The following is a 24,903-nucleotide window of genomic DNA, read 5'->3' on the forward strand; positions in this document are numbered from 1 at the left end:
GTTCATCGGTGCAGTCGGGGCGGATGTTCGGCACGAAGGTATCCGACTCAGAAATCGTCTTCTCGGGGACCGTCACGTGCGCTCCTTCCTCAGCGGAAGGCGTCCTTGACTCTGCCGAGCGTGGCGGATACCGGTGGGACCGGAGAACCGTTGCAACGCCTCTCGACCAGAAAAGTCTACGTCGTCAGCCGACGTCCGGACGCCCAGCTGGACCCGACCGGCTCGTCGATCGCGGCGCGGTCAGGCACCAGCTGGCGGATCCTGTCGGCAGTCTCGTAATTACCAGAGGTTAACCAGATTGCCGCCGAACGTATTTCGTCTCGGCCGCGTTGGCGCCGGTTGTCGACGTCGTCCAGCAGCCCCTTCGGCGCAATAAGCACGGCCGGACTATCGAAAACAGCCGCTGCTCTGCGCGCCGCCATGTTGATCAAGCCGTACCCTAATTGCGTGACCTCGCCGGATGTCAGCGCCTCGTTCCCCGAATTGCACAACACGATCGTCGTTGCTGCGTTCGAGGGCTGGAATGACGCGGGTGACGCGGCCAGCGATGCGCTCGAGCATCTGGACGCCATCTGGGAGGCCGATCCGATTGTCGAGATCGACGACGAGGCCTACTACGACTATCAGGTGAACCGCCCGGTCATCCGGCAGGTCGACGGTGTGACGCGGGAACTGGTGTGGCCGTCGATGCGGATCTCGCACTGCCGCCCGCCGGGCGCCGACCGCGACATCGTGCTGATGCACGGCGTCGAGCCGAACATGCGGTGGCGCACCTTCTGCGCCGAGCTGCTGGCTGTCGCCGACAAGCTCAATGTTGACACCGTGGTGATCTTGGGCGCCCTGCTGGCCGACGCGCCGCACACCCGGCCGGTGCCGGTGTCCGGCGCGGCCTACTCCCCCGAGTCGGCGCAACGCTTCGGGCTCCAGGAAACCCGCTACGAGGGGCCGACCGGCATTGCCGGGGTGTTTCAGGACGCCTGCGTGGCGGCCGGCATACCGGCGGTCACCTTCTGGGCGGCGGTGCCGCATTACGTGTCACAACCGCCTAGCCCCAAAGCGACTGTCGCCCTGCTGCGCCGGGTCGAGGAAGTGCTCGACATCGAGGTTCCGCTGGCCGACCTGCCCGCGCAGGCCGAGGAGTGGGAATTGGCGGTCACCGAGATGACGACCGACGACGACGAGATCGCCGAGTACGTGCAGTCTTTGGAGCAGCGCGGCGATGCCGAGGTCGACATGACCGAGGCACTGGGCAAGATCGACGGCGACGCACTGGCCGCGGAGTTCGAGCGATACCTGCGCCGGCGTCGACCCGGTTTCGGCCGCTAGCCCGGCAATCGGGTCTAGGGCTTGTCCAGCGCCCGGTTGTAGGCGCTGGTGGATCGGCCCAGCGCCTTGACTTCCTCGTCCATCCTCGGCAGCAGTTCCGTCGCCGTCTTGGCGACAGCATTCTCGCCGACCGGGGTCGACAGCACCGGTTTGAGCCAGCGGAGCCAGCCCACCCAGCCCGGGCAGTAGACCCGCCGTTTGCGTTGCTCGATGCCCTTGACGAAAGCTGCTGCGCAGTCGTCCACCGAGGTGGTCTTGTTCAGCGGCCAGGGCAGTTTGGACAGCAGTTCAGTGAACGACGGCAAGTCGGCCTTGGTGTCGCGGACCAGCGCCGTGTCGATCCAGGACATGTGCGCCGAGCCGACGGTGACGCCATGGCCGGCGACCTCCAAGCGCAGCGCGTTGGCCAGATGTTCGACGCCGGCCTTGGAGGCGTCGTACGGGATCATGCCGGGCGCCGCCGCGAACGCGGCCAGCGACGAGACGATCAGCACGTAGCCCTGGCACCCGATCACGGCGGGCAGCGTGGCGCGCACGGTGTGGAAGACGCCGACCAGATTGATGTCGATCACCCGCTGGAACGCCAGCGGGTCGACCTGCAGCACTGATCCGTAGCTCGCAATGCCGGCGTTGGCCACCACCGAGTCGATTCCGCCGAATTTGTCGACGGCCTGCTCGGCGGCAGAGTTCATGGCGGACAGGTCGCGAACATCCGCGACCACGGTGAGCACCCGCTCGTCGCCGCCGAGTTCGCCGGAGATCGCCGCCAGTGCGGCGGCATCCACGTCGGTCAGCACCAGCTTGGCGCCCTTGGCGTGCAGGCGGCGGGCGACTTCGGCTCCGATTCCGTGGGCGCCGCCGGTGATGAATACGACTTGCGAGTCAACTGACGTCATGGCGGCAACCTACCTGCTACTGGCGCGCCGAGGACAGTTCCACTCCCAGTAGCGCATCCGTCAACGCGGCCACCGCCGGTGGCGAATCGGCGTCATGTCCGCCGTATTCCAGCGCGTCGGTCGTCCAACCATCCAGTGCGGCAATCGCTTTGGGCGTGTCGAGATCGTCGGCCAGGTATTGCCGGACTCGGGCGATCAGGTCGGTGACGTCCGGCCCGGCGGGCATGGAGGTCGCAGCCCGCCATCGCTGCAGCCGGGCGTTGGCATCCTCGAGCACCCGCGGCGACCACTCGCGGTCGGCTCGGTAATGCCCGGCCAGCAATCCCAGCCGGATCGCGGCGGGCTCGACGCCCTCGGCCCGCAACCCGGACACCAGAATCAAATTGCCGCGGCTCTTGGACATCTTGTGTCCGTTCCAGCCGATCATGCCGGCGTGCACGTAGTGCCCGGCGAATCGCCTTTCGCCGCTGACGGATTCAGCGTGCGCGGCGGTGAACTCGTGATGCGGGAAGATCAGGTCGCTGCCACCGCCCTGGATGTCCAGGCCACTGCCGATGCGGCTGAGCGCGATCGCCGCGCATTCGACGTGCCAACCCGGCCGGCCGGTACCGAAGGGTGAGGGCCAGCTCGGCTCACCGGGCCGCGCGGAGCGCCACAGCAACGCGTCGAGCTGATCGCTCTTGCCGGCCCGGTCCGGGTCGCCGCCGCGTTCGGCGAACAGCGTCAGCATGGTGTCGCGGTCGTAGCCCGACTCGTAGCCGAACTGCGGCGTGGCGTCAGCGCGGAAATAGACGTCGGGGAATTCGGCGTCCTCTACGACGTAGGCAGCCCCGGAGGCCAGCATCTTCTCCACCAGCTCGATGACCTCGGCCACCGCGTCGGTGGCCGCGACGTACTCCCGGGGTGGCAGCACCCGCAGCGCCGCCATGTCCTGGCGGTACAGCTCGACCTCCCGGGCCGCCAGCTCGCGCCAGTCGATGCCGTCGCGGTTGGCCCGCTCGAACAGTGGGTCATCGACGTCGGTGACATTCTGCACGTAGTGCACGTCGTGGCCGAGGTCGCGCCAGATTCGGTGGATCAGATCGAAGGCCAGATAGGTCGCGGCGTGGCCGAGGTGAGTGGCGTCGTATGGCGTGATGCCGCAGACATACATGGTGGCTGTCGCGCCGGCCGCCACCGGACGCACCTGCCGATCGGAGCTGTCGAACAGCCGCAGTTCCGGACCGCGTCCCGGCAACGGCATTACGGGTGCCGATGGCCAGGACTGCATACCGTCGACTTTAGGCGGGCGACGATGCGGGCCGTACCAGGCCCGCTGAGGAACCCGACAATCAAGCCGGGGCGCGTCGCTAGCTCGCCAACCGGATCGCACCCAGCAGCAGATCCGCCAGCTCGGTGCGGCACATCAGGAAGTCGGGCAAGTAGGGGTCCGGACGGTTGTAGATCATCTCCGAGCCGTCCAGCCGCGAGGCGTGCATCCCGGCGGCGAGAATCACGCCCGCGGGCGCGGCCGAGTCCCACTCCCACTGCCCACCGGCGTGGATGTAGGCGTCGGCGTCGCCGCGAATCACCGACATCGCCTTGGCGCCGGCCGAACCGATCCGGACGAATTCGACGTCGAGCTGACGGGCCAGGTAGTACAGCACAGCCGGTGGACGGTTGGAGCTGGCGGTGATCCGAATCGGGCCGGAAAGCTCTGCGGTGGGCGCGGTTACGGTGTCGCTGCGATGCAACTCCCCCATCGCGGGCAAGGAAACCGCGGCGTCGGTGATCGCCCCGTTCGGGCCGCCGTGGCGCTGCCACAGCGCGACGTGCACGGCCCAGTCGTCGCGACCCTCCCAGGAGAACTCGCGGGTTCCGTCCAGCGGATCGACGATCCAGACCCGGTCGGATTTCAGCCGGTTCAGGTCGTCGTAGGCCTCTTCGCTGAGTACTGCGTCGCCCGGGCGCTCGGCGTGTAATCGCCTGAGCAACAACGCGTTGGCCTGGCTGTCGCCCTCGTCCCCGAGCAGCCAGGGGTGATCGAAGCCCACCCGGTCGCGCACGTTGAGCAACAGCCTTCCTGCCTCGTCGGCAAGGTCGGCGGCCAGCGTGGCGTCGCTCATGGGATCAGGGGTCACGGGTCCAGTATCTCCGACGGGGTCAGCGGTTCTTCACGATCCAGTTGTTGGTGAAGCGTTGAACTGCGCTGATCTCGTCGCCGAGCCGGTTGACAATGAAGTTTTCCACCTGACCGCCGACCAGCGGGATGTTCACCTGCACGGTGGTGGTGAAGTCCAGCCGCGCCGCGTCGCCCACCGTTCCCAGCGATACCTTCCCGACCGCGGACACGGGTGCGCCGGGAACCGAGACGTCGATCGTGCCGCGTGCGTGACCATCGGCGATGGGGTGCCACGTCTCGATGCGGGCCATCTCGAAGTCGCCGGGAACCAGAGCGGTGACCACCTTCGGCAGGCGGTTCGCGAACAGGCTGACCGTCAGGACCGCCGTCACGCTTCCGTCCGGGTCGACGGCTAGCGAGTCCAGCGTCGCGGTGCCGCCGTCGAACGCGGCCAGCCGCGCCTGCCAGTAGTCCTCGTCGGCGAACGCCGCCAGGATTTCGCCGACTTCGACGGGAGCGTCGAGCGACAGTGCCAGCGAGCGAGACATCGGCGGCTAGAACGCGGGCCAGGGAATCGGGCGGTGGCGATCCGGCCCCGGCATCACCGGGTGGGCGAGCAACACGCGGCCGCGCAGCCGGAGTGCGGCGATCTCCGCGCTGGTGATGTGTTCGGCCAGCACATCCCCGAGCGAGTCGGCCAGCGCGTCGACCAGGCAGGACACCTTCTCCAAGGTGTTGTCGTCGACGGTCTTGCCGGCCCAGCCCCACAACACCGTGCGGAGCTTGTCCTCGACGTGCAGGCACACCCCATGGTCCACGCCGTACACGTCGCCGTGGACGCCGCGCAGCACGTGTCCGCCCTTGCGGTCGGCATTGTTGACCAGCACGTCGAACACCGCCATCCGCCACAGCCGGACGTCGTCGGCGTGGACCAGCTCGACCGGGTCGCCGGCGTAGTCGTAGGCGCGCAGGACCGGCAGGTAGCCGCGCGGACAGCGATCCGCCGGCACCAGGTCGACGAGATCGAGCTCCGGCCCGGGCTCGGACTCAGGTGTGTCACCGGGCTGGTCCACCCACAACTGCAGCATCCCCGGGCCGGCGGGTCCGTGCCGAATGATCGTGTAGGGCACGATATTCCAGCCGAGGTGCGCCGAGACCAGGTAGGCGCTGAGTTCGCGCCCGGCCAGGGTGCCGTCGGGGAAGTCCCACAGCGGCTGTTCGCCGGACACTGGTTTGTACACGCAGTGCACGGTGCGCTCGTCCAGCGTCGCCTCGCACAGAAAGGTGGCGTTGCTCGCTGAGCGAATACGTCCCAGGACCGTCAGCTCGCCGGTGCGCAGGACCTCGCGATCGTCAGTCCTCGGCGTCATCGTCCGGCCCGAGCAGCGCGCTGCGCCGGTAGCCGTTCGTCCGCGCACAAATGTGCCCGTCAGAGTCCAGCGGTTCCTCACACAGCGGGCACGGCGGCCGGCCGGCGGAGATGACGGCGTTCGACCGGGTGGCGAACTCGCGGGCCGACTGCGGCGTGAGGAACACCCGCACGGCGTCGGGGCCCTCGTCGGTGTCGTCCAGCACGACCGATGCGTCGAACTCGGTGTCGCTGACGGCCAGTAATTCGACGACCACGGTCTGCGCCTCGGAATCCCAGCCCAAACCCATGGTGCCGACCCGAAATTCGGCGTCGACGGGGGTGACCAGCGGGCTGAGGTCTTCGATCGTGTCGGTCTCGGGCGGAACGGGGGTGCCGAACCGCCGGTTGACCTCGACCAGCAGCGCATCGATGCGTTCGGCGAGCACCGCCACTTGCTGCTTTTCCAGGACCACCGACACCACCCGGGCGTCGTGCACGGCCTGAAGGTAGAAGGTGCGGTTTCCGGGCTGCCCAACGGTCCCGGCGACGAATCGGTCGGGTGAGCGGAAGACGTGGATCGCACGAGACATGGCTCTTCCAAAATACCGGCAGTTGCAGCGGAGTCGTAAATCCCGGCGTTGGTGACGGCTCAGTCGGTCGAGCCGCCGACGACCGCCTCGTCGGCGGGCGTGTCGCCCTCGGGAGCCGGTGGTGGCGTCAATGCGGACGTCAAGCTCGCCCCGGTGTGGTTGGAGTGCAGCACGAATGGACGAAGCCGCGTGTAACGGATCACACTCACCGATGCCGGATCGGCGGAGACCCGCTGGAAGCCGTCCAGATGCAAGCCCAGCGCGTCGGCGACGACCGCCTTGATGACATCGCCGTGCGTGCACGCCACCCACAGCACGTCGCCCTTGTGCTGCTCAGCCAGCCGCGCGTCATGCTCACGCACTGCGGCGACGGCCCGAACCTGCACGTCGGCCAGCCCTTCGCCGCCGGGAAACACTGCCGCGCTGGGATGCGCTTGGACCACCGCCCACAGCGGCTCGGAGAACAGGTCGCCGAGCTTGCGGCCCGTCCACTCGCCGTAGTCGACCTCGGCGAGCCGGTCGTCGCCCTCCACCTCGACACCGAGCGCGGCAGCGAGCGGCTCGACGGTCTGCCGGCACCTCAGCAGCGGCGAGCTCACCACCGCGCGGATCGGCAGCTCACCGATTCGGTCGATCAGCCCGGCGGCTTGTTCGCGCCCCTTGTCGTCGAGTTCGACGCCCTCGGAACGACCGGCCAGCACGTGCGCGGTGTTCGACGTAGACCGGCCGTGCCGCAACAGGATGACCGTCATGTCGCGCTCACCGCCCCGGTGGCCAGCATAATCAAGACGGCGACGCCGGCCACCACCCGGTAGCCGACGAACCAATACATGTTGTGGCGCACCAGAAATCGCAGGAACCACGCCACCGCGGCCAAGCCGACGACGAACGCGATCAACGTCGCCACCAGCAGTTGCGCACCCGTCGCGCTCATCCCCTCCAGCACCGGATGGAACGCGTCGGGCAGCGAGAACAGCCCGGAGGCGAATACTGCCGGAATCGCGAGCAGGAACCCGAAGCGGGCGGACAGCTCGCGCTGCTGGCCGAGGAACAGCCCGGCGCTGATCGTCGCCCCGGACCGGGAGACTCCGGGCACCAGCGCCAGGGTTTGGGCGATTCCCACGACGACGGCGTCTCGCCAGGTCAGTTGCTCGACATCGCGGTTCTGCTTCCCGACGCGTTCGGCCAGGGCGATCACCGCGGAGAACACCACCAGCGCCGTCGCAATCACCCACAGGTTGCGCACACCGGAGCGGATCTGGTCTTTGAAGAGCAGGCCGAGCACGCAGATCGGAATCGTGCCGATGATGACGTACCAGCCCAGCCGATAGTCGGCCGTGCGACGTGCGTGCGGCCCACGGCCGGCGAAAAGACCTCGGCACCACGCGACGAGGATCCGCGCGATATCGCGGGCGAAGTACACCAAAACGGCTGCCTCAGTGCCTAATTGGGTGACGGCCGTGAACGACGCGCCCGCGTCGTCGGCGAAGAATACCCGGGACACGATCGCCAGGTGGCCCGAGGACGAGACCGGCAGAAACTCGGTCAGACCCTGCACAACGGCCAATACGACGACCTGCCACCACGACATCGCCTGCACCGCATGCACGACGACGACCGTACCGGGTGCCCGCGGCCGCCGGGGCAGACAGCCTTGCGGGCCGGATCTAGGGGGATGCTTCGGCGACGGCAACCGCGTCGCGGACGGCCGCGCCCAAGCTGCGCTCGTCGGTGATGTCGATGTCGACCACGTTGCGTCGTGCTGTGGCAACAACGTCCTCCGGTTGCGGTACCGGACCTTTGAGTCGCGGGCGATACACCTCGACCAGCAACTGCTGGCCTTCGATGCAGAACGCGAAACTTCGGCCGTCACCGACCTGTCCGAAGCCGCTGGCCAGGACCTTGTTGGAGAAAACCCCCAGCCACATGTCCTCGATAGCAAACTCTCGATCTGAGAATTGGCCGTGTTCGGCAACGCTCATGGGGCGACCATACCTCGCTGTCCATTCCGGGCAACTCCGACAGACCTGAGCCACATCGGCCGATGTTCCCTAGGATCGAACTTCAATCGGATCAACTTTTTTACACTGGCGAACCCCCGAATACGTGAGAGTTACCCTGTGTCAGCAAACCGCAAACGCGATGCACGCGTGCGTCGCGGAGCCGCTATCGGGCTGCTGGTTTTGCTGATGCTCCCGACGGCGTGCTCGAAGAAGACCTTTGACGACATTCCTTCGGCCGCACCCGCGCAGGCCGCGATCTCTCCCCCGCTGACGACGGCTCCGGCAGGGTCGGTCCGCTCACTGGCCGGCCGGCCACAGAACGCGGTGTTCGACGGCCGCACCGGGCTGCTGGTCGTGGTGTCGCCCGGGCCGGACCCCACCGCGCCGGCGAGCCTCGCCCTGATGGATTCCCAGCAAACATTTCAACGAGTGATCGCGCTGCCAGGACCGGCGACCGGATTGGCCGGCAACAATGCCGGTACCGCCTATTTGTCCACCCGCGGTGGGTATTTCGAGGTCGACCTGTCCGCCGGACATCTCACGAAGCGCAGCGTCCGTGACGCGCAACACGTCGAGTTCAGTGCGATCAGCTTTCGCTCCGACGGCACCGTGGTGCTTGGCACCGCCGACGGGGTGCTGTACCTACTTGCGCCCGGGGCGTCCGACCCCACCCGGATCCAGGTTCACGCTCACGTCGATTCACTTGCCGCTCAGGGAAATACCGTCGCGGCGCTGGACCGCGGGCAGACGTCCATCACCACTATCGGCGCTGACGGCAGGATCGGTCAGTCGCTGCGCGCGGGTAAGGGGGCGACCACGCTGGCGGCCGATCCGACGGGCCGGCTGCTGGTCAGCGACACCCGGGGCGGTCAACTGCTGGTGTTCGGGGTCGACCCGCTGATTCTTCGTCAGGCCTATCCGGTCCCGGAGTCGCCGTACGGCGTCGCCGGTTCGCGCGGGCTGGCGTGGGTGTCGCAGACCTCGGCGAATAGTGTTGTTGGTTACGATCTGTCAACCGGAACACCACTGGAAAAGGTACGGTACCCATCCGTGCGGCAACCCAACGCGCTGGCCTTCGACGATGCCGCGGGCACGCTCTACGTGGTCTCGGGCGCCGGCGACGGTGTCCAGATCATCGAGCACGCGGCGGCGGGCCCCCGGTGACCACGGCGCGGCACGGCAAGATGCCGGTGGGCTGGGACACCGAGTTGTCGGACGAATACGAATGGGCGCCTTTGCGTTTACCGCCTGACGTCACCCGGATCAGCGCCTCCACCCGACTGTCCATCGAAGCGGAGTATCGCGGCTGGGAACTGACCCGAGTCCGGCTCTACACCGACGGCAGCCGACGAGTGCTGTTGCGCCGCAAGAAGTCTCGCGCCGAGAACGCCGCGGGTGCGCACCCCGATCAGCCGGATCTGTGACGGTGGCTTCCGACACCTCCGCGACGTATGCAGCGCTGCGCCGCTTGCTGTTCCTGGTGCCCGCCGAACGGATCCACGGGGTGGTGTTCGCCGGGTTGCGCGGCGTCACCGCCGCCGCACCGGTCCGCCGTCAACTGAGCCGCCGGCTGGCGCCGATCGACCCGGTGTTGGCCAGCACGGTGTTCGGGGTCCACTTCCCCGGGCCGCTGGGTTTGGCCGCCGGCTTCGACAAAGACGGCACCGGTCTAAACGTGTGGGGCGCACTGGGTTTCGGCTACGCCGAAGTCGGAACGGTCACCGCTTCGGCACAGGCCGGCAACCCGCAGCCGCGGCTGTTCCGGCTGCCCGACGACCGAGCGTTGCTCAACCGGATGGGATTCAACAATCACGGCGCCGCGGCACTGGCGGCGAGACTGGCCACCCACCGTCCAGACGTCCCGATCGGCGTCAACATCGGCAAAACCAAGATCACCCCGCCGGAGGACGCCGCCGAGGACTACCGTGCCAGCGCCCGCTTGGTAGGGCCGCATGCCGCGTATCTGGTGGTCAACGTGAGCTCGCCGAACACTCCGGGACTGCGTGATTTGCAGACCGTCGAGTCGTTGCGGCCGATTCTGTCCGCCGTGCTGGGAGAGACGTCCACGCCGGTCCTGGTGAAGATCGCACCCGACCTGGCCGACACCGATATCGACGACATTGCCGAGCTGGCAGTCGAACTCGGTCTGGCTGGCATCGTCGCCACCAACACCACGGTGTCGCGCGACGGGCTGAGCACCCCGGGCGTCGAACAGCTCGGCAGTGGCGGCATCTCCGGCCCACCCATAGGCGCCCGCGCCGGTGAGGTGCTGCGCCGCCTCTACGGCCGGGTCGGCGGCCGGCTGACGTTGATCAGCGTCGGTGGCATCGAGACCGTCGACGACGCGTGGGACCGGATCACTGCCGGAGCGTCGCTCCTGCAGGGCTACACCGGGTTCATCTACGGCGGCGGCTTGTGGGCCAAGCACATTCACGACGGCCTGGCCGCGCGGCTACGCGAGCGCGGGTTCGCCTCGTTGAGCGATGCGGTGGGATCCGGCCCGAGTTAGGTCAGAGAAAGCTGCTGGACCACGAAATCGGTGGTCAGGCGGTGCCATTCATGCCACCGCCGCACCATGTGATGGCCGACCCCTTCGATGCCCACCCAACGCGCATCGAGTCCGCGCTGGCATGCGCGCTCGATCTGGGCACGGGACTTGACAGGGTCGGTGATGTGATCGTCGGTACCATGGACGGCCAGCAGCCTGGTGCGGGCCGGGATCAGATCGCCGTCGCCGTGCTCCCACCACGGCGCAAGCGCCACCACCGCGCCGACGCCACCGCCGGCGGCCAAGTGCGCGGCCACTCGGCCCCCCATCGAATGACCAACGACCGCAATGCTTTCCGGCTGGCACCGGCGGTGGATGTCCTCGAGAACCCGTTCGGCGTCGCGCAGCGGATCCATGCGCGGGCTGTTCCATCCGCGGAGCCGGTACTGCACCTGGCGCACGTCCACCTCGGGCCCCAGGCGCCGCCGCAGCGCATCCGCGACGAATCCCATTCGCACATTCGCCAACTGCCACCGCCGGGCTGATTGTTGGCTACGCACTCTGCCGCCCGGCAGCACCAACACATACCCACGCGGTGTGGGGGGCATCGGCTACTTCTGCTCGTAGGTCGCGTGGATCACGGCTCGCGCGATCGCGTGCTGAAAGAGGTTGAAACCCAAGAACGCCGGGCTGGCATCTTCGGGCAGGTCCAGCTTGTCGACGTCGACCGCGTGCACGGCGACGAAGTAGTGGTGCGGCCCGTGGCCCGCGGGCGGCGCCGCGCCGATGTAGCGACGCGCACCGGCGTCGTTGACCAGCGTCAAAGCGCCGCCAGGCAGGTCGCTGCCCTCACCTGCACCGGCCAGGCAGTTCGGTGACCGATGCGGGCAGGTTGGCCACCGCCCAGTGCCAGAAGCCGGACGCCGTCGGGGCATCCGGGTCGTACACGGTCACCGCGAAACTTTTTGTGCCGTCGGGAAATCCCGACCAGGACAGCTGCGGGCTGACATCCTCGCCGCCGGCCCCCATGATCCCGCTGACCTGCGGGTTGGCCAGCGCTTGACCGTCGGCGAATGACGACGACTCCAGATGAAACGACGGCAACTTCGGTAGCGCGGCGTACGGGTCGGGCGTGGTGGTCATGGTCGATCCCCTTTCTGTTTACGGCTAGCAGTGCATCAAGAAATGAGCCAGCACCTCGGTGCCGAACTTCAGCGCGGCTACGGGTACCCGTTCGTCGATGCCGTGGAACAAGGCCGCAAAATCCAGATCGGGCGGCAGCCGCAATGGCGCAAAGCCGAAACAGCGAATACCCAAGCGCTCGAAAGCTTTTGCATCCGTCCCGCCGGACAGCATGTATGGCACCGTCCGGGCGTCCGGATCGACGGACAGCAGCGCCGCGTTCATGGCGTCGACCAGGTCACCGTCGAACGTCGTCTCATAAGACGGCAGGGTGGTGATCCATTCGCGCGTGACGTCGGGCCCGATCAGCTCGTCGACCTCGGCCTCGAAGGCCGCTAAACGGCCGGGAAGCACCCGGCAGTCCACGATCGCTTCGGCGGTCGCGGGTACCACGTTGGTTTTGTAACCAGCTTTGAGCATTGTCGGATTGGCGGTGTCGCGCAGCGTGGCTTTGACGATGCGGGCGATCGGCCCGAGCTTCTCGACGGTCCCGTCCAAGTCGGGCGAATCGGTGTCGAAGGTGAATCCGGTTTCTTCGCCGACGGCGGTCAGGAACTGCACGACGCTGTCAGTCGGCACGACCGGGAAGCGGTGGCGGCCCAGCCGCGCGACTGCTTCGGCGAGCGTGGTGACCGCATTCTGGTCGTGGACCATCGAGCCGTGGCCCGGTCGACCGTGCGCGGTCAACCGCATCCAGTGCATGCTCTTCTCCGCGGTTTCGATCAGGTAGAGCCGCCGCTCGCCACCGTCGCGGCGCGGCACCGTCAGCGAGAAGCCGCCGACCTCGCCGACCGCCTCGGTGATGCCCTCGAACAGGTCGGGCCGATTGTCCACCAGCCACTGCGAGCCCCACTTGCCGCCGTTTTCCTCATCGGCCAGGAACGCAAAGACCAAGTCACGCGGCGGGACGATGCCGGCCCGGCGGAAGTGGCGGGCTAAGACGACCGTCATGCCGACCATGTCTTTCATGTCGACCGCTCCGCGGCCCCAGACGTAGCCATCCTCGACCGCGCCGGAAAACGGGTGCACGCTCCACTCGGCCGGTTCCGCAGGCACCACGTCGAGGTGCCCGTGGATGAGCAGCGCACCGCGTGAGCTGTCCGCACCCTGAAGGCGGGCGAACACGTTGCCCCGCCCGGGTGCACCGGACTCCAGGTATTCGACCTCATAGCCGACGTCCTCGAGCTGCGCGGCCACCCAGCGGGCACATTCGGCCTCGCCCTTGGTCGTCTCGAGGTCGCCGGTGTTGGTGGTGTCGAACTGGATCAGCCGACTGACGATGTCGACGACGTCGTCGACAGGACTCTCGCCGGGCACCATCACAGTCACCTTTCCTACCACTGACGCCGACACGGCGGCGCGGCGCGCAAGGCGGCGGGCAGGTTTGGGCGTGGGCCGACCCATCCGATAGCCTAAGCTGCCAATTCATTGGCGTCGGTCCGAGTGGCGGAATGGCAGACGCGCTAGCTTGAGGTGCTAGTGCCCTATTAATGGGCGTGGGGGTTCAAGTCCCCCCTCGGACACCCGACGTCTCGTCGCGAAAGTGCAACTGGCGAGGCGATTCCCAAGTAAACGCATCGGTAGTCGCACTTTCGCGACGGCCCGGGCTTCGCCAGGTTCACACTCGACAGATGGCACGCACCTTCCGCGACCGCCGGGACGCCGGCCGGGTGCTGGCGACGGAATTGACGTCGTATCGCGGCCGGGACGGGCTGCTCGTGCTGGGGCTGGCCCGGGGCGGCGTGCCGGTCGGCTGGGAAGTCGCCGCGGCGCTGGGCGCAGACCTCGACGTCTTCTTGGTGCGCAAGCTGGGCGTGCCGCAGTGGCCCGAACTGGCCATGGGCGCGCTGGCCAGCGGAGGCGGGGTGGTGATGAATGACCGCGTGGTGGCGAGCCTGCAGATCACCGATGAGCAGGTGCGCGATGTCATCGATCGAGAAACCGCGGAATTGCATCGCCGCGAGCGTGCGTACCGGAACGGTCGGCCGATGGCCGACCCACGCGGCCGGACCGTCATCATCGTGGACGACGGAATCGCCACGGGCGCAAGCATCCTGGCCGCTGTACGCACGTTAGGAACCGCCGGTCCGGAGGCGATCGTTGTCGCGGTCCCGGTCGGACCGAGGTCGGTCTGCCAATTACTGGCCCAGGAAGCAGACGACGTGGTGTGTGCGACGATGCCCGATGATTTCGACGCGGTAGGACAGGTTTTCGTCGACTTCCATCAGGTCAGCGACGACGAGGTCCGCGATCTATTGGCGACGCCTGCCGCGGGTGGCTACTGACGGGTGTTGTGGTCGTCGCTGACGCTGTCTTCGGCGACACTCTCGGAATCTGGATGCGCCGAAGTGGCATCGGTCTCGTCGTCGGCGTCCGGGTAGTCGGTGGCCTCGTCGTCGCGCTGGGCATCGGAGTCGTGTACCGCCGGACCCGTCTCACGGCGCTTGCGCTCCTGCAGAGCGTCGATGATCAGTAGCACCACACCCAGCAGGCTGGCGCCAATACAGACCCAGGCGACCAACTCGTTGCTGGTGATCACCGCGAAGACGAGCGCAGCAAGTCCGATCACCGCTAATACCAGCGAGATAATCAGCACCGGTTAACCTCCAGCCGACGGGCGACACTGCCAACTGTGCAGGATAGCGCCCGCTTCCGCCAGTATCGCGAACCGGTCTAGTTATTACCCCGATTGAACTGGTTGAATCCCGCCGAGTCGTTGGTCGCGCTGGAATCCACCGGCGCCGCCGAACCGCGCTGGCCCAGTTCCTCGAGCTGAGACTCCAGGTAGGTCTTGAGCCGAGTGCGGTATTCGCGCTCGAAAGTGCGCAGTTGCTCGAGACGGCCTTCGAGCACCGTGCGCTGCTGGTTGATCGTGCCCATGATCTCGGAGTGCTTGCGCTCGGCGTCCGCCTGTAGAGCGTCGGCCTTCTCCTGCGCCTGACGCAACTGGGTCTCCGACCGGGTCTGCGCGTCGGACAGCAGTGCGTCGGCACGCTGGCGGGCTTCGGACACCGTGGTCTCGGCCTCACGACGGGCATCGCCGACGATCTGGTCGGCGTTGGCGCGGGCGTCGGACAGCAGCTTGTCGGACTCGGCCTGAGCTTGGCCGGTCAGACGGTCGGCGGTGTCCTGCGCCAGGCTGAGCACGCGAGCGGCCTTGATGGCCTGCTCCTCGCCCAGCTGCGGCGAGGCCACCGGGGCGGCAACCGGAGCGGGCTGCTGCGGCGGCTTGACCGGCTCGGGTTCGGGCTCGTACACCGGAATCGTTTGGGTGGGTTGGGCACTGGCGCTGCCACCGGCGCGCGCGCCGGCCAGTTCCTGGTCCAACTCGGCGACCCGCTGACGCAGATCTGAGTTCTCTTCGATCAGGCGGGTCAACTCGTTCTCGACCAGATCGAGGAAGGCGTCGACCTCGTCTTCGTTGTAACCACGCTTGCCGATCGGCGGCTTGCTGAACGCCACATTGTGGACGTCTGCGGGTGTCAGCGGCATTCCTAGCCCCCTTGAGTGTGGACGGTCTAACCGACCAGGAAAGTGTAGATCGAGATCAACGATGTCCTAGCCAGACTGCAACTGCGGCCCATCCTGTCACACCAGACCCGCCGGTTGCGGAATCGGTCAATAAATAAGACCGAATTTCAAAGATTAAGAGGCAACAAATCGGCCCCTTAGGCGACCTATATCCCGGCCTCAGCAAACTGCCTCACATCGGCAATTAGTGGCATGCCGCGACGGCTCGGGGCGATTCAGACGTGATAGTCAAGGGCCATGGTCATGCCGATGAAAGCCACCAGCAGCAGCACCATGATGGACAGGTCGAAGCGCACAGCACCGACGGTGAGCTGGGGTATCAACCGCCGCAACAGATTCACCGGCGGATCGGTGACCGACAGGATGATTTCGAGGATCACCACAGTCAGGCCGCGCGGGTGCCAATCCCGGCTGAAGGACCGGATGAACTCAACGACGACGCGCGCGATCAGCAGTAGCCAAAAGATGAACAGCGCAAAACCAATGATGTGCACGAACAGCGTCAACGAGAGCCCGACCTTAGTGATGAAGATGTGACCTTGGCGACAGCCCACGCCGCTTTCCAGCAGGCGAAGTCAGCCTACCGGCTCGGACGCGAAGCCGCCGTACGGCTACTGGTAGGCGTAGAACCCGGTCTCGGCGATGCGACGGCGCTCTTCAGGCGAGACATCGACGTCGGCGGGTGAGAGCAGGAACACCTTGGTGGCCACTTTGTCGAATGAGCCACGTAGCGCGAACGCCAGGCCTGCGGCGAAGTCCACCAGCCGTTTGGCGTCGGCGTTGTCCATCGAGACCAGGTCCATGATCACCGGGGTGCCGTCGCGGAACCGCTCACCGATCGTGCGGGCCTCGCTGTAGTCCTTGGGGCGCAGTGTGGTGATCTTCGACAGCGGGCTGCTCTCGTCGAACAGCATCGCCATCCGGCGCGGGTCCATCGCGAGCGCGCCGCGGGTGGAACCACGCAGCGACCCGAAACGCGGCCTGGCCATCTCGGAGCGGTCGAACTCGGGCCCGCGGAACCGCGCTTCGTCGGCGTAGCCGCCGCGGTAACCGGCCGAGCCGTATTCGGGAGCCTCGGCGCGCGGGTCGTCGTATTCACGACCTTCGTAACGTCCGCCGTAGCCCTCATCGCCGAAGCGCTGACGCGCGTAGCCACCGGCCCGCGCCGGGGCGTGGTCGTCGTAGTACTCGTCGTCGTAGTCCTCCATCGGAGCCATACCGAAGTAAGCCTTGACCTTGTGCAGTGTGCTCATCGCTTGACCCTTCTACAGCTCTGGGGACTTATGACTCTGGGGTGCGGGGTGTCTGTGATGAAGATGTGACTGGAGGGACTATTGACGGTGACGGTAGCGGGCGTTGGCCCAACAATGCGGTACCGACACGCACACACGTCGAACCATGTTTGACCGCTGACTCCAGATCGTTGGACATCCCGGCCGACAACCCCGCCGCTTCCGGGTGGGCCCGACGCACCCGCTGATGTTCCGACTGCAGGCACGCGAACGCCCGGTCGGGCTCCCAGTCCAGCGGCGGGATGCCCATCAGCCCCACCAGCTCGAGGGATTCCGCCGCGTCGACCTGCGCACAGATGTCGTCGACCGCCGCGGTGTCGGAGATGTCGACACCGCCGCGGGACACGTCGCCGTCGAGGCTGATCTGGACGTACACCCGCAGCGGATTCGTTCGGTGTCCTTCGCCGAGAGCACCTTCGACGGCACGGCCGAGTGCGGCCACCACGCGGGTACTGCTGACCGAGTGGGCGGTGTGCGCCCAGTCGGCCAACGACCGGGCCTTGTTGCGCTGGATCTTGCCCACCATGTGCCAGTGCCGGCGGCCGGTCGTGGGATCGCCCACCCCTGGACCGTCCAGCAACCTATCGACTTCGGTGACCTTTGCCGCTGCTTCCTGGTCGCGGGATTCGCCGAAGGCGGTGCATCCCAATCGCGACAAAATCGCAACATCAGTTGCCGGAAAGAATTTGGTAATGGGCAGGAGTTGAATTTCGTCGAGTTTGCGGCCGGCCGCTTCGGCGGCCGCGGCAAGCCGCGATCGTAACGCCGACAAAGAATCGGCCAATTCCATTTCCCGCTCGGGTCGGGGTGAAACGTTTACCGCCACACTCAATCCATCCACACCACTGTGGCCAGCCGCCCGGTCGGCGCCCCGCGGCGGTGGCTGAACAGAGTGGTGTCGTCGACCGTGCACCGCGGGTCGACATCGACGGCGCTAACCCCCAAAGCCTTGAGTTGACAAGCGATTCCGGCGCGAAGGTCCAGCCCCGGTGTGCCGGCGGACGTGGTGGTGCGACTGCCCGGCAGCGCCGTCTCCACCTCGTCGGCCATGGCCGCAGGCACCTCGTAGTTGCGGCCGCTGACCGCCGGACCCAGCAGCACCGAGATGTCCGGTTCGCGCGCGCCCAGATCCACCATCGCCTCGACCGCGCGAACCACCACGCCGTTCTGCGCGCCGACCCGCCCTGCGTGCACGGCCGCGACCACCCCTGCCCTGGCATCGGCCAGCAGCACCGGAACGCAATCGGCGGTCACCACCGCCAAGGCCAATCGCGGTGTGCGCGTGACCAATCCGTCCGTGTTGTCGAACGCGTTGGCACATGGACCGTCGACCACTTCGACGTGATCACCGTGCACCTGATTCATCCACACCACCCGGTCAGCGCCCAGACCGATGGCTTTGGCCAGCCGCGCCCGGTTGGCCGCGACGGCTGCGGGTTCGTCGCCGACATGGTCACCGAGGTTGAAGCTGTCGAACGGCGGCGACGACACACCACCCGCCCGTGTCGTGCTGACCCTCCGGATGCGAACGCTCACCTGTTCAGTATCCGGCGCGAGCTTGCCCGCCACCTACGTCGGTCGGTCAGCGCCGCATGAAGGGCGGGACATCGACGTCGTCGTCCTCGCCGCCGATGTCAAAGGTCGCGCCGTTGGTCGGCACCGACACACTGACCGCGTCGGCAGGCTCGAACAAGCTGGAGCTGACCTTGCCGTGCTTGCCCGAGGCGACTGTCGTCGCGGCGGCATTGGTGCTGACGACCGGCTTTCGCCCAGGCCCGTTCGCGTCGAATCCCGCCGCGATCACCGTGACGCGGACCTCATCGCCCAGCGAGTCGTCGATCACCGTCCCGAAGATGATGTTGGCGTCCTGATGGGCGGCGTCCTGCACCAGCGATGCCGCCTCGTTGATCTCGAACAAGCCCAGGTCGCTGCCGCCGGCCACCGACAGCAGCACGCCCTGGGCGCCCTCCATCGACGCCTCGAGCAGCGGCGAGTTGATCGCGATCTCTGCGGCTTTCAGCGCACGGCCGTCACCGCGGGCCGAGCCGATGCCCATCAGCGCGGTGCCCGCCCCGCTCATCACGCCCTTGACGTCGGCGAAGTCGACGTTGATCAGACCCGGGGTGGTGATCAGGTCGGTGATTCCCTGCACACCGTTGAGCAGCACCTCGTCGGCGCTGCGGAACGCGTCCATCAGCGACACCGCGGCATCGCCCATCTGCAGCAGCCGGTCGTTGGGGATCACGATCAGCGTGTCGCAGCTTTCGCGCAGCGACGCGATGCCGTTTTCGGCCTGGTTGCTGCGGCGCTTGCCTTCGAACGAGAACGGCCGGGTGACCACACCGACGGTCAGCGCGCCCAGCTTGCGGGCGATGCTGGCCACCACCGGTGCGCCACCGGTACCGGTTCCACCACCTTCACCGGCGGTGACGAAGACCATGTCGGCTCCGCGGAGCAGCTCCTCGATCTCGTCCTTGGCGTCATCGGCGGCCTTGCGGCCGACCTCGGGGTCGGCACCGGCGCCCAGCCCACGGGTGGAGTCACGACCGACGTCGAGCTTGACGTCGGCATCGCTCATCAACAGCGCCTGGGCGTCGGTGTTGATGGCAATGAACTCCACGCCTTTGAGCCCTTGCTCGATCATGCGGTTGACGGCGTTCACGCCGCCGCCACCTATCCCCACGACTTTGATGACAGCCAAGTAGTTGTGCGGCGGGGTCATCATTCTGTCTTCCTCCCTGGTGGGACTGCTCTATTGCGGATCGGCCGGCAAACCTAAACCTCAGGTAGAGAGTTAGAGTTATGTCAAGTTGATTCGCGCAAACAGAACGGTATTGCCGTCGCGTACCTGATCGATGCAGGCGCGCCGACAAGCCGCCGGCGAATTTCGGCGGATTTCGCGTTGCGTCGGCTACCGACGAGGCGCCGGTGGGCGGGCGCACCCGGCGATGCTCACCGGACGGTCGGCAGATCCGGACTGGAGACGTCGTAGGTCCGCCCCGGCCGGGTCAGCAGGGCCGCCAGCTTAAGGGCCTTTTCCTCGGTTCGATCGTTGGTCCCCCAGATCACGGTGCGCCCGTCGGCCAACGTCAGCTTGATCGACGCGACCGACGGGGCGGCGATTCGGCTCACCTGCGCGACCACTTCGGGTCGCAGTGCGGTCAGGACCGCGAGCGCGGCTTTGGTCGCCGGGTCCTCCGGGCCAGGATTGTCGACGTCGATGTAGGGCAGCGCCGGCGGCGGCGGTGCGGTCGCGAAGTCGACGCCGTCGCGGTCGAACAGATGCGGCCCGTCGGGTAAGTCCTTGACCACCACAGGAATTCGCTCGACAACGGTGATCATCAGCGCCGACGGATAGTCGCGCTGCACGTGCGCGCTGGCCACCCGGCGGATGGCGGCCACCCGGTCGGCGACGCTGTCGGTGTCGATCTGCAAGAGCGGCGTCCCCGACTTGACCTGCGCAGCGTCGAGCACCTCCACGCGGGTGACCGCGCCGATGCCGTTGACGACGATGTTGCGGGCCGCCATCAGCGGCGTGAAGTAGAGGATCAGTCCCAACCCGATGATCACGACGGTCAGCAGCAACGACCACAGGAACAGCTTCATCCCCCGAACTGAGCCGCGCGCAACAGGTTTGGGAGCAGCGGCGCGTCCGCGAGCCGCTCGTTTGGCCTCGCGACGGGCCTGCTCGATAGCCGTCGCTCGTGCTTGCGCTTCGCGGCGCTCGGCGCGTTCGCGGCGCTCTCGACGCCGCGGCCCCTCGACGACGTCGGGATCTTCGGCTGCTCCGGCCGCGTCGGCGTCTTCGGCCACTTCGCCACAGGCCGGCTCGGCGGCGCTGCCGTCCTCGTCGGCGGCGTCCGCGACGGCCTCGGCTGCGATCGGATCCTCGACGGGCTCGTCGGGCGTCACATCGTCCGGCCCGGTCATCGCGAGGCCCCCGGCCGGCCCGGCGCGCTGCGGTTGGCCCGCACCCGCAGGGCGGTGACGATCTCGGGCGCAAGCATCGTGACGTCGCCCGCACCCATCGTGACGACGACATCGCCGGGTTCGGCGGCGGCGGCCACCGCCTCGGCGACGGCGGAGAAATCCGGCAGGTACTGCACCGGTACGCTGACATGCTCGGCAACGCTGGCTCCGCTCACCCCCGCGATGGGCTGTTCGCGGGCGCCGTAGACGTCGAGCACGAACACCTGGTCGGCCCCGTCGAGGGCCGCACCGAACTCAGCGGCGAAAGCCTGTGTCCGCGAGTACAAGTGCGGCTGAAACACCACCAGCGAACGGCCGGTACCGGCCTGCTCCAGCAGCGTCCGAACCGCCTCCAGCGTGACGCCGACCTCCGTCGGATGATGCGCGTAGTCGTCGAAAACCTTTACCGCAGAGGTAGTCCCGATCAGTTCGAAGCGGCGGCGTACGCCCTCGAAGCCGGCCAGTCCGTCCAGCACGCAGTCGGCCGAGGCGCCGATTTCGATGGCGGCCAGCAGCGCACCCAGCGCATTGAGCGCCATGTGCCGGCCCGGCACCGAGAGTCGCATCACCAACGGGTGGATCTCGCCGTCGAGCTTGACGTGCGCGACCGCCTCTGTCCCCTGCTGTTCCCACGACAGCAGCGTCCCGTCCAGCGTGTGGTCGGGCGGGTCGGATGAGCCGTACCGCAACACCCGGATGCCCAGCGCCGCAACGCGTTCGGCCAGCGCGGCCGCGCCGGGGTCGTCGGTACAGACCACCAGGGCGCCGCCCGGTGCGATGCGCTCGGCAAAGGCGTCGAACACCGCGATGTAGGCGTCCGAGCTGCCGAAGAAGTCGAGGTGGTCGGCCTCGATGTTGGTGACCACGGCGACATTCGGGGTGTATTCCAGCAGCGAGCCGTCACTCTCGTCGGCCTCGGCGACGAAGCAGTCGCCACTGCCGTGATGGGCATTGGTGCCGGCCTCACCCAGCTCTCCGCCGACCGCGAAGGACGGGTCCCGGCCGCAATGTTGCAGGGCCACAATCAACATCGACGTCGTGGTGGTCTTGCCGTGCGTCCCGGTCACCATCAGCGTGGTCCGCCCGGCCATCAGCATGGCCAGCACGGCGGGGCGCAGCACCACCGGAATGCCGCGCCGGCGGGCTTCGACGAGTTCGGGGTTGGTCTTCGGTATCGCGGCGTGGGTGGTGATCACCGCGGTCGGCCCGCCCGGCAGCAGATCCAGCGACGACGCGTCGTGGCCGATCCGGATCCGCGCACCACGGGCCTGCAGGGCGCGCACACCGCGCGACTCCTTGGCATCAGAACCCGAGACCTGCCCGCCCCGGTCCAGCAGGATGCGGGCGATTCCCGACATACCTGCTCCCCCGATTCCGACCATGTGCACCCGCTGGAGTTCGGGGGGCAGCGGCGCGATCATCGGCGCGCTTTCGTCGCGGTCGCGTCTCGGGCATTACGCGCTGCCCGCGCGATGTCCAGCGCGATTCGGGCCACGTCTCGCGCCGCGTCCGGATGCCCGACCAGCGCCGCGGCCGTCGTCATCGCCGCCAGCCGCGACTCGTCGATAAGCAGCCCGGCCACCTGCTCGGCGATGAGTTCCGGCGTCAGCTCGGCGTCGGCGATCAGCATGCCGCCGCCGCCATTGACCACCGGTAACGCATTGAGTCGCTGCTCGCCGTTGCCGATCGGCAGTGGCACGTACACGGCAGGCAGACCGACGGCGGTCACCTCCGCGACCGTCATCGCCCCGGATCGGCAGATCGCCAGGTCCGCCGCGGCGTAAGCCAGGTCCATCCGACTCAGATACGGGATCGCGACGTACGGCGGATCGCCCGCTTCTGGCTCGCGCAGGTCGATGGTGTTCTTGGCGCCGTGCGCGTGCAGCACCGAAACCCCGGCGGCCGCCAGATCGCCGGCCGCCGCCGCCACCGCACGGTTGAGGGACGCCGCCCCTTGCGAGCCGCCGAACACCAGCAGGACCCGGGCGTCGTCGGCGAAACCGAAGTGCGCCCGCGCCGCCAAGCGCAGCGCGGGGCGGTCGAGTGAGGTGATCGCCTCTCGGACCGGGACACCGACCACTTCTGCACGCCGCAGACCGGGATCGGGCACCGCCGATAGCACGCGCTGTGCGCTGCGTGCCCCGACCCGGTTGGCTAAACCGGCGCTGGCGTTGGCTTCGTGGATTACCACCGGCACCCGGCGGCTGCGGCGCGTCGTGCCACGGGCAGCCAGATAAGCCGGCAGCGCCACGTAGCCACCGAAACCGATCACCACGTCGGCGTCCACTTTGTCCAGGACGGCGCGGGTCTGCCGGACCGCGCGGAACACCCGGGGCGGCAGGCGCGCCAGGTCACCGGTCGGCTTGCGCGGCAGCGGCACCGGAGTGATCAGCTCGAGGTGATAGCCACGCTCGGGAACCAGCCGGGTCTCCAGGCCACGCGCGGTGCCCAGCGCAGTGATGCGGACGGTCGGATCGAGGGCGACCAGGGCGTCGGCGACGGCCATCGCGGGCTCAACGTGGCCGGCCGTGCCGCCGCCCGCGAGCACCACCGACAACGACGAAAGCCCGGTTGGCCCTGTGGCCGATGACCCCGTGACCGAGTCGCTCACCCGTAGCGCTGACCTTCCAGTGCTCGACGGCCGTGCGCGTGACGCTGGCCGGTGTTCCGATTTCCGCCTACATGATGCCTCCCCCGCAAGCGGGAGGTACCCCCAGCCCGGCCCGTCCGCCGATCCACAGCAGGCGGTCTCGCGGGCCGCGCGGCCGATTGCTTGCGCTGCGACTTGCTCTGCTTCGGCTTGTCGCGCAACCGGTCGCGCAGAGCCTCGACCCGGGTCGGCGAGTACGGCTCCGGCAGCGGCAGCCGCAGGATGCGGGTCATCCGGTCATCACGTCCGGCGCGCAGCGCAGCAACTGCCTCGGGCTCGTGCCGAGCCGCGTTCGCCATCATGCCGATCATCAAAAGCGTTGTCGCCGTCGATGTTCCGCCGGCAGAGATCAGTGGCAGCTGGATCCCGGTGACGGGCAGCAGGCCGATCACGTAGCCGACGTTGATGAAGGACTGACCGATCACCCACAACGTGGTGGTGGCGGTCAGCAGCCGCAGGAACGGGTCGGCCGAACGCCGCGCGATGCGCATCCCGGTGTAGGCGAACAACCCGAACAGCGCGAGCAGGCCAAGCGCACCGACCAGGCCGAGCTCCTCGCCGATGATGGCGAAGATGAAGTCGTTGTGGGCGTTGGGCAGGTAGTTCCACTTCGCGGTGCCCTGGCCAAGACCGTCGCCGAAAATACCACCGTTGGCCAGCGCGAACTTGGCCTGGCGCGCCTGATATCCGGAGTCCTGGGGATCTTGGCCCGGGTCCAGCCACGACCGCACCCGGTCGGAGCGGTAACCGGCCGACACCGCCAGCACGCCCGCCGCGACGATCGCGGCGGCCAGCGAGCTCAGAAATACCCGCAGCGGCAGACCGACGTACCAGAACAGGCCCAGCAGGATGATGCTCATCGACACCGTCTGGCCAAGGTCAGGCTGGGCCAGGATGAGGGCCAGCGCGATGACCGCCGCCGGCACCAGCGGGATCAGCATCTCCCGCAGCGAAGCCCGTTCCATGCGTCGCGCCGCCAACAAGTGCGCACCCCAGATCGCGAAGGCGATCTTGGTCAGCTCCGACGGCTGCATCGAAAACCCGGCGATCACGAACCACCCGCGGGATCCGTTGGCTTCCTTGCCGATTCCCGGGATCAGAACCAGCACCAGCATGGCGATGGTCACGGCGAAGCCAGTGAACGCCATCCGCCGCATGAAGCGCACCGGCAACCGCAAGGCCAGGTAGCAGGCGAACAACCCGACGATCGTCCACAGCACCTGACGGCCGAAGATCGTCCACGCCGATCCATCGTCATCGTAGGAACGGACCCCCGACGCCGACAGCACCATGATCAGGCCGAGCGTGGTCAACAGCGCCGCCACCGCAATGATCAGGTGGAACGACGTCATCGGCCGGCCCAGCCATGCCCCGAAACGGGTGCGGGACTCGCCGGCGGCCGCGGTCGTCGCGGTGGCGGGCTTGGTGGCCTTGGCGTCTTCGGCCTCGGTCGGGTCAGTGTCCGTCGACTGCTCACCCTTGGTTCCCCGGCGCAACAGCCGGGTCAGCGCGATCTTCACCCGG

At 67.6% G+C, this 24,903-nt stretch carries 27 protein-coding genes, 1 tRNA gene and 2 pseudogenes; 6 read left to right on the plus strand and 24 right to left on the minus strand.

Translation table 11 applies throughout. The annotated features are described in order from the left end of the window. Positions 1-176 precede the first annotated feature (176 nt). A complete protein-coding gene (locus ACQY5A_RS05505; RefSeq protein ID WP_428339367.1) occupies positions 177-380 on the minus strand; it encodes a hypothetical protein in 204 nt (67 codons plus the stop codon). A gap of 67 nt (positions 381-447) precedes the next feature. On the opposite strand from ACQY5A_RS05505, the gene ACQY5A_RS05510 reads away from it, so the two are divergent. Then, positions 448-1,326, plus strand: a complete 879-nt coding sequence (locus tag ACQY5A_RS05510; RefSeq protein WP_428339368.1) for a PAC2 family protein — start codon at positions 448-450, stop codon at positions 1,324-1,326. 14 nt (positions 1,327-1,340) lie between these two features. On the opposite strand, the gene ACQY5A_RS05515 is transcribed toward ACQY5A_RS05510, so the two are convergent. From ACQY5A_RS05515 to ACQY5A_RS05555, 9 genes are all read right to left on the minus strand, one after another. Next, positions 1,341-2,222 (minus strand): SDR family oxidoreductase, encoded by an 882-nt coding sequence (locus tag ACQY5A_RS05515; RefSeq protein WP_428339369.1) that lies wholly within the window; start codon positions 2,220-2,222, stop codon positions 1,341-1,343. Between the two features lie 16 nt (positions 2,223-2,238). After that, positions 2,239-3,492, minus strand: coding sequence for a cysteine--1-D-myo-inosityl 2-amino-2-deoxy-alpha-D-glucopyranoside ligase (gene mshC / locus ACQY5A_RS05520; RefSeq protein ID WP_428339370.1), 1,254 nt, complete (start codon positions 3,490-3,492; stop codon positions 2,239-2,241). A 79-nt stretch (positions 3,493-3,571) separates the two neighbouring features. Next, positions 3,572-4,327 (minus strand): 3'(2'),5'-bisphosphate nucleotidase CysQ, encoded by a 756-nt coding sequence (locus tag ACQY5A_RS05525; protein WP_428339419.1) that lies wholly within the window; start codon positions 4,325-4,327, stop codon positions 3,572-3,574. Positions 4,328-4,364: 37 nt separating this feature from the next. Further along, positions 4,365-4,871, minus strand: coding sequence for a DUF2505 domain-containing protein (locus ACQY5A_RS05530; RefSeq protein ID WP_428339371.1), 507 nt, complete (start codon positions 4,869-4,871; stop codon positions 4,365-4,367). Positions 4,872-4,877: 6 nt separating this feature from the next. Beyond that, positions 4,878-5,693 carry an SCO1664 family protein gene (locus ACQY5A_RS05535; RefSeq protein ID WP_428339372.1) on the minus strand — a complete coding sequence of 272 codons (816 nt, stop codon included), beginning with the start codon at positions 5,691-5,693 and terminating at the stop codon, positions 4,878-4,880. Continuing rightward, complete coding sequence (locus tag ACQY5A_RS05540) at positions 5,677-6,264, minus strand: DUF3090 domain-containing protein (RefSeq protein WP_428339373.1); 588 nt, start codon at positions 6,262-6,264, stop codon at positions 5,677-5,679. Before ACQY5A_RS05540 ends, ACQY5A_RS05535 begins: the two co-directional genes overlap by 17 nt. A gap of 59 nt (positions 6,265-6,323) precedes the next feature. Further along, the gene (locus ACQY5A_RS05545) at positions 6,324-7,016 is read right to left on the minus strand and encodes a histidine phosphatase family protein (protein WP_428339374.1); all 693 of its coding nucleotides are present in this window, start codon (positions 7,014-7,016) and stop codon (positions 6,324-6,326) included. Next, entirely contained in the window at positions 7,013-7,855 is an 843-nt protein-coding gene (locus tag ACQY5A_RS05550; protein ID WP_428339420.1) for an undecaprenyl-diphosphate phosphatase, read from the minus strand. The genes ACQY5A_RS05545 and ACQY5A_RS05550 overlap by 4 nt, the downstream gene beginning before the upstream one ends. A 76-nt stretch (positions 7,856-7,931) precedes the next feature. Beyond that, positions 7,932-8,246, minus strand: a complete 315-nt coding sequence (locus tag ACQY5A_RS05555; RefSeq protein WP_428339375.1) for a hypothetical protein — start codon at positions 8,244-8,246, stop codon at positions 7,932-7,934. Between the two features lie 207 nt (positions 8,247-8,453). On the opposite strand from ACQY5A_RS05555, the gene ACQY5A_RS05560 reads away from it, so the two are divergent. The 3 genes from ACQY5A_RS05560 to ACQY5A_RS05570 are packed head-to-tail and all read left to right on the plus strand — an operon-like array spanning position 8,454 to position 10,776. After that, entirely contained in the window at positions 8,454-9,431 is a 978-nt protein-coding gene (locus ACQY5A_RS05560) for a YncE family protein (protein ID WP_428339421.1), read from the plus strand. Then, a complete protein-coding gene (locus ACQY5A_RS05565) occupies positions 9,428-9,691 on the plus strand; it encodes a DUF5703 family protein (protein WP_428339376.1) in 264 nt (87 codons plus the stop codon). The genes ACQY5A_RS05560 and ACQY5A_RS05565 overlap by 4 nt, the downstream gene beginning before the upstream one ends. Positions 9,692-9,693: 2 nt before the next feature. Then, positions 9,694-10,776 (plus strand): quinone-dependent dihydroorotate dehydrogenase, encoded by a 1,083-nt coding sequence (locus tag ACQY5A_RS05570; protein WP_428339377.1) that lies wholly within the window; start codon positions 9,694-9,696, stop codon positions 10,774-10,776. Here the strand turns inward: ACQY5A_RS05570 and ACQY5A_RS05575 are convergent. The 3 genes and pseudogenes from ACQY5A_RS05575 to ACQY5A_RS05585 all read right to left on the minus strand — a co-directional run bounded on the left by ACQY5A_RS05575 (position 10,773) and on the right by ACQY5A_RS05585 (position 13,257). Next, positions 10,773-11,363, minus strand: a complete 591-nt coding sequence (locus ACQY5A_RS05575) for an alpha/beta hydrolase family protein (RefSeq protein ID WP_428339378.1) — start codon at positions 11,361-11,363, stop codon at positions 10,773-10,775. The two genes, ACQY5A_RS05570 and ACQY5A_RS05575, sit on opposite strands and share 4 nt — an antisense overlap. Before the next feature lie 3 nt (positions 11,364-11,366). Then, a pseudogene (locus ACQY5A_RS05580) lies at positions 11,367-11,898 on the minus strand (YbhB/YbcL family Raf kinase inhibitor-like protein). A gap of 24 nt (positions 11,899-11,922) precedes the next feature. Then, entirely contained in the window at positions 11,923-13,257 is a 1,335-nt protein-coding gene (locus tag ACQY5A_RS05585) for a M20/M25/M40 family metallo-hydrolase (RefSeq protein ID WP_428339379.1), read from the minus strand. A gap of 117 nt (positions 13,258-13,374) precedes the next feature. On the opposite strand from ACQY5A_RS05585, the gene ACQY5A_RS05590 reads away from it, so the two are divergent. Beyond that, positions 13,375-13,460: transfer RNA gene (locus tag ACQY5A_RS05590), tRNA-Leu, on the plus strand. 102 nt (positions 13,461-13,562) lie between these two features. Next, positions 13,563-14,222 (plus strand): annotated as a pseudogene (locus tag ACQY5A_RS05595) (phosphoribosyltransferase); the annotation flags it as partial. Here the strand turns inward: ACQY5A_RS05595 and ACQY5A_RS05600 are convergent. From ACQY5A_RS05600 to ftsW, 11 genes are all read right to left on the minus strand, one after another. Next, entirely contained in the window at positions 14,216-14,533 is a 318-nt protein-coding gene (locus tag ACQY5A_RS05600; protein ID WP_428339380.1) for a hypothetical protein, read from the minus strand. The pseudogene ACQY5A_RS05595 and the gene ACQY5A_RS05600 overlap by 7 nt on opposite strands. Positions 14,534-14,610: 77 nt before the next feature. Beyond that, positions 14,611-15,429 carry a DivIVA-like cell division protein Wag31 gene (wag31, locus tag ACQY5A_RS05605; protein ID WP_428339381.1) on the minus strand — a complete coding sequence of 273 codons (819 nt, stop codon included), beginning with the start codon at positions 15,427-15,429 and terminating at the stop codon, positions 14,611-14,613. A gap of 254 nt (positions 15,430-15,683) precedes the next feature. Further along, entirely contained in the window at positions 15,684-15,974 is a 291-nt protein-coding gene (locus ACQY5A_RS05610) for a YggT family protein (RefSeq protein ID WP_428339422.1), read from the minus strand. Between the two features lie 105 nt (positions 15,975-16,079). After that, positions 16,080-16,721 carry a cell division protein SepF gene (locus tag ACQY5A_RS05615; protein WP_428339382.1) on the minus strand — a complete coding sequence of 214 codons (642 nt, stop codon included), beginning with the start codon at positions 16,719-16,721 and terminating at the stop codon, positions 16,080-16,082. A 28-nt stretch (positions 16,722-16,749) separates the two neighbouring features. Continuing rightward, a complete protein-coding gene (locus ACQY5A_RS05620; RefSeq protein ID WP_428339423.1) occupies positions 16,750-17,550 on the minus strand; it encodes a YggS family pyridoxal phosphate enzyme in 801 nt (266 codons plus the stop codon). 38 nt (positions 17,551-17,588) lie between these two features. After that, positions 17,589-18,296 (minus strand): peptidoglycan editing factor PgeF, encoded by a 708-nt coding sequence (pgeF, locus tag ACQY5A_RS05625; protein ID WP_428339383.1) that lies wholly within the window; start codon positions 18,294-18,296, stop codon positions 17,589-17,591. Positions 18,297-18,342: 46 nt separating this feature from the next. Then, positions 18,343-19,482, minus strand: coding sequence for a cell division protein FtsZ (gene ftsZ, locus ACQY5A_RS05630; protein WP_428339424.1), 1,140 nt, complete (start codon positions 19,480-19,482; stop codon positions 18,343-18,345). A 230-nt stretch (positions 19,483-19,712) separates the two neighbouring features. Beyond that, positions 19,713-20,690: a cell division protein FtsQ/DivIB gene (locus ACQY5A_RS05635; RefSeq protein WP_428339384.1), complete on the minus strand. Its 978-nt coding sequence runs from the start codon at positions 20,688-20,690 to the stop codon at positions 19,713-19,715. After that, entirely contained in the window at positions 20,687-22,150 is a 1,464-nt protein-coding gene (gene murC / locus ACQY5A_RS05640) for a UDP-N-acetylmuramate--L-alanine ligase (protein ID WP_428339385.1), read from the minus strand. The genes ACQY5A_RS05635 and murC overlap by 4 nt, the downstream gene beginning before the upstream one ends. Then, positions 22,147-23,340, minus strand: coding sequence for an undecaprenyldiphospho-muramoylpentapeptide beta-N-acetylglucosaminyltransferase (gene murG / locus ACQY5A_RS05645; RefSeq protein ID WP_428339386.1), 1,194 nt, complete (start codon positions 23,338-23,340; stop codon positions 22,147-22,149). Before murG ends, murC begins: the two co-directional genes overlap by 4 nt. Next, on the minus strand, positions 23,337-24,899 hold the full coding sequence (gene ftsW / locus ACQY5A_RS05650; RefSeq protein WP_428339387.1) for a putative lipid II flippase FtsW: 1,563 nt from the start codon (positions 24,897-24,899) through the stop codon (positions 23,337-23,339). Before ftsW ends, murG begins: the two co-directional genes overlap by 4 nt. Positions 24,900-24,903 lie beyond the last annotated feature (4 nt).

The organism is Mycobacterium sp. (assembly GCF_965277065.1).
GTDB lineage: Bacteria > Actinomycetota > Actinomycetes > Mycobacteriales > Mycobacteriaceae > Mycobacterium.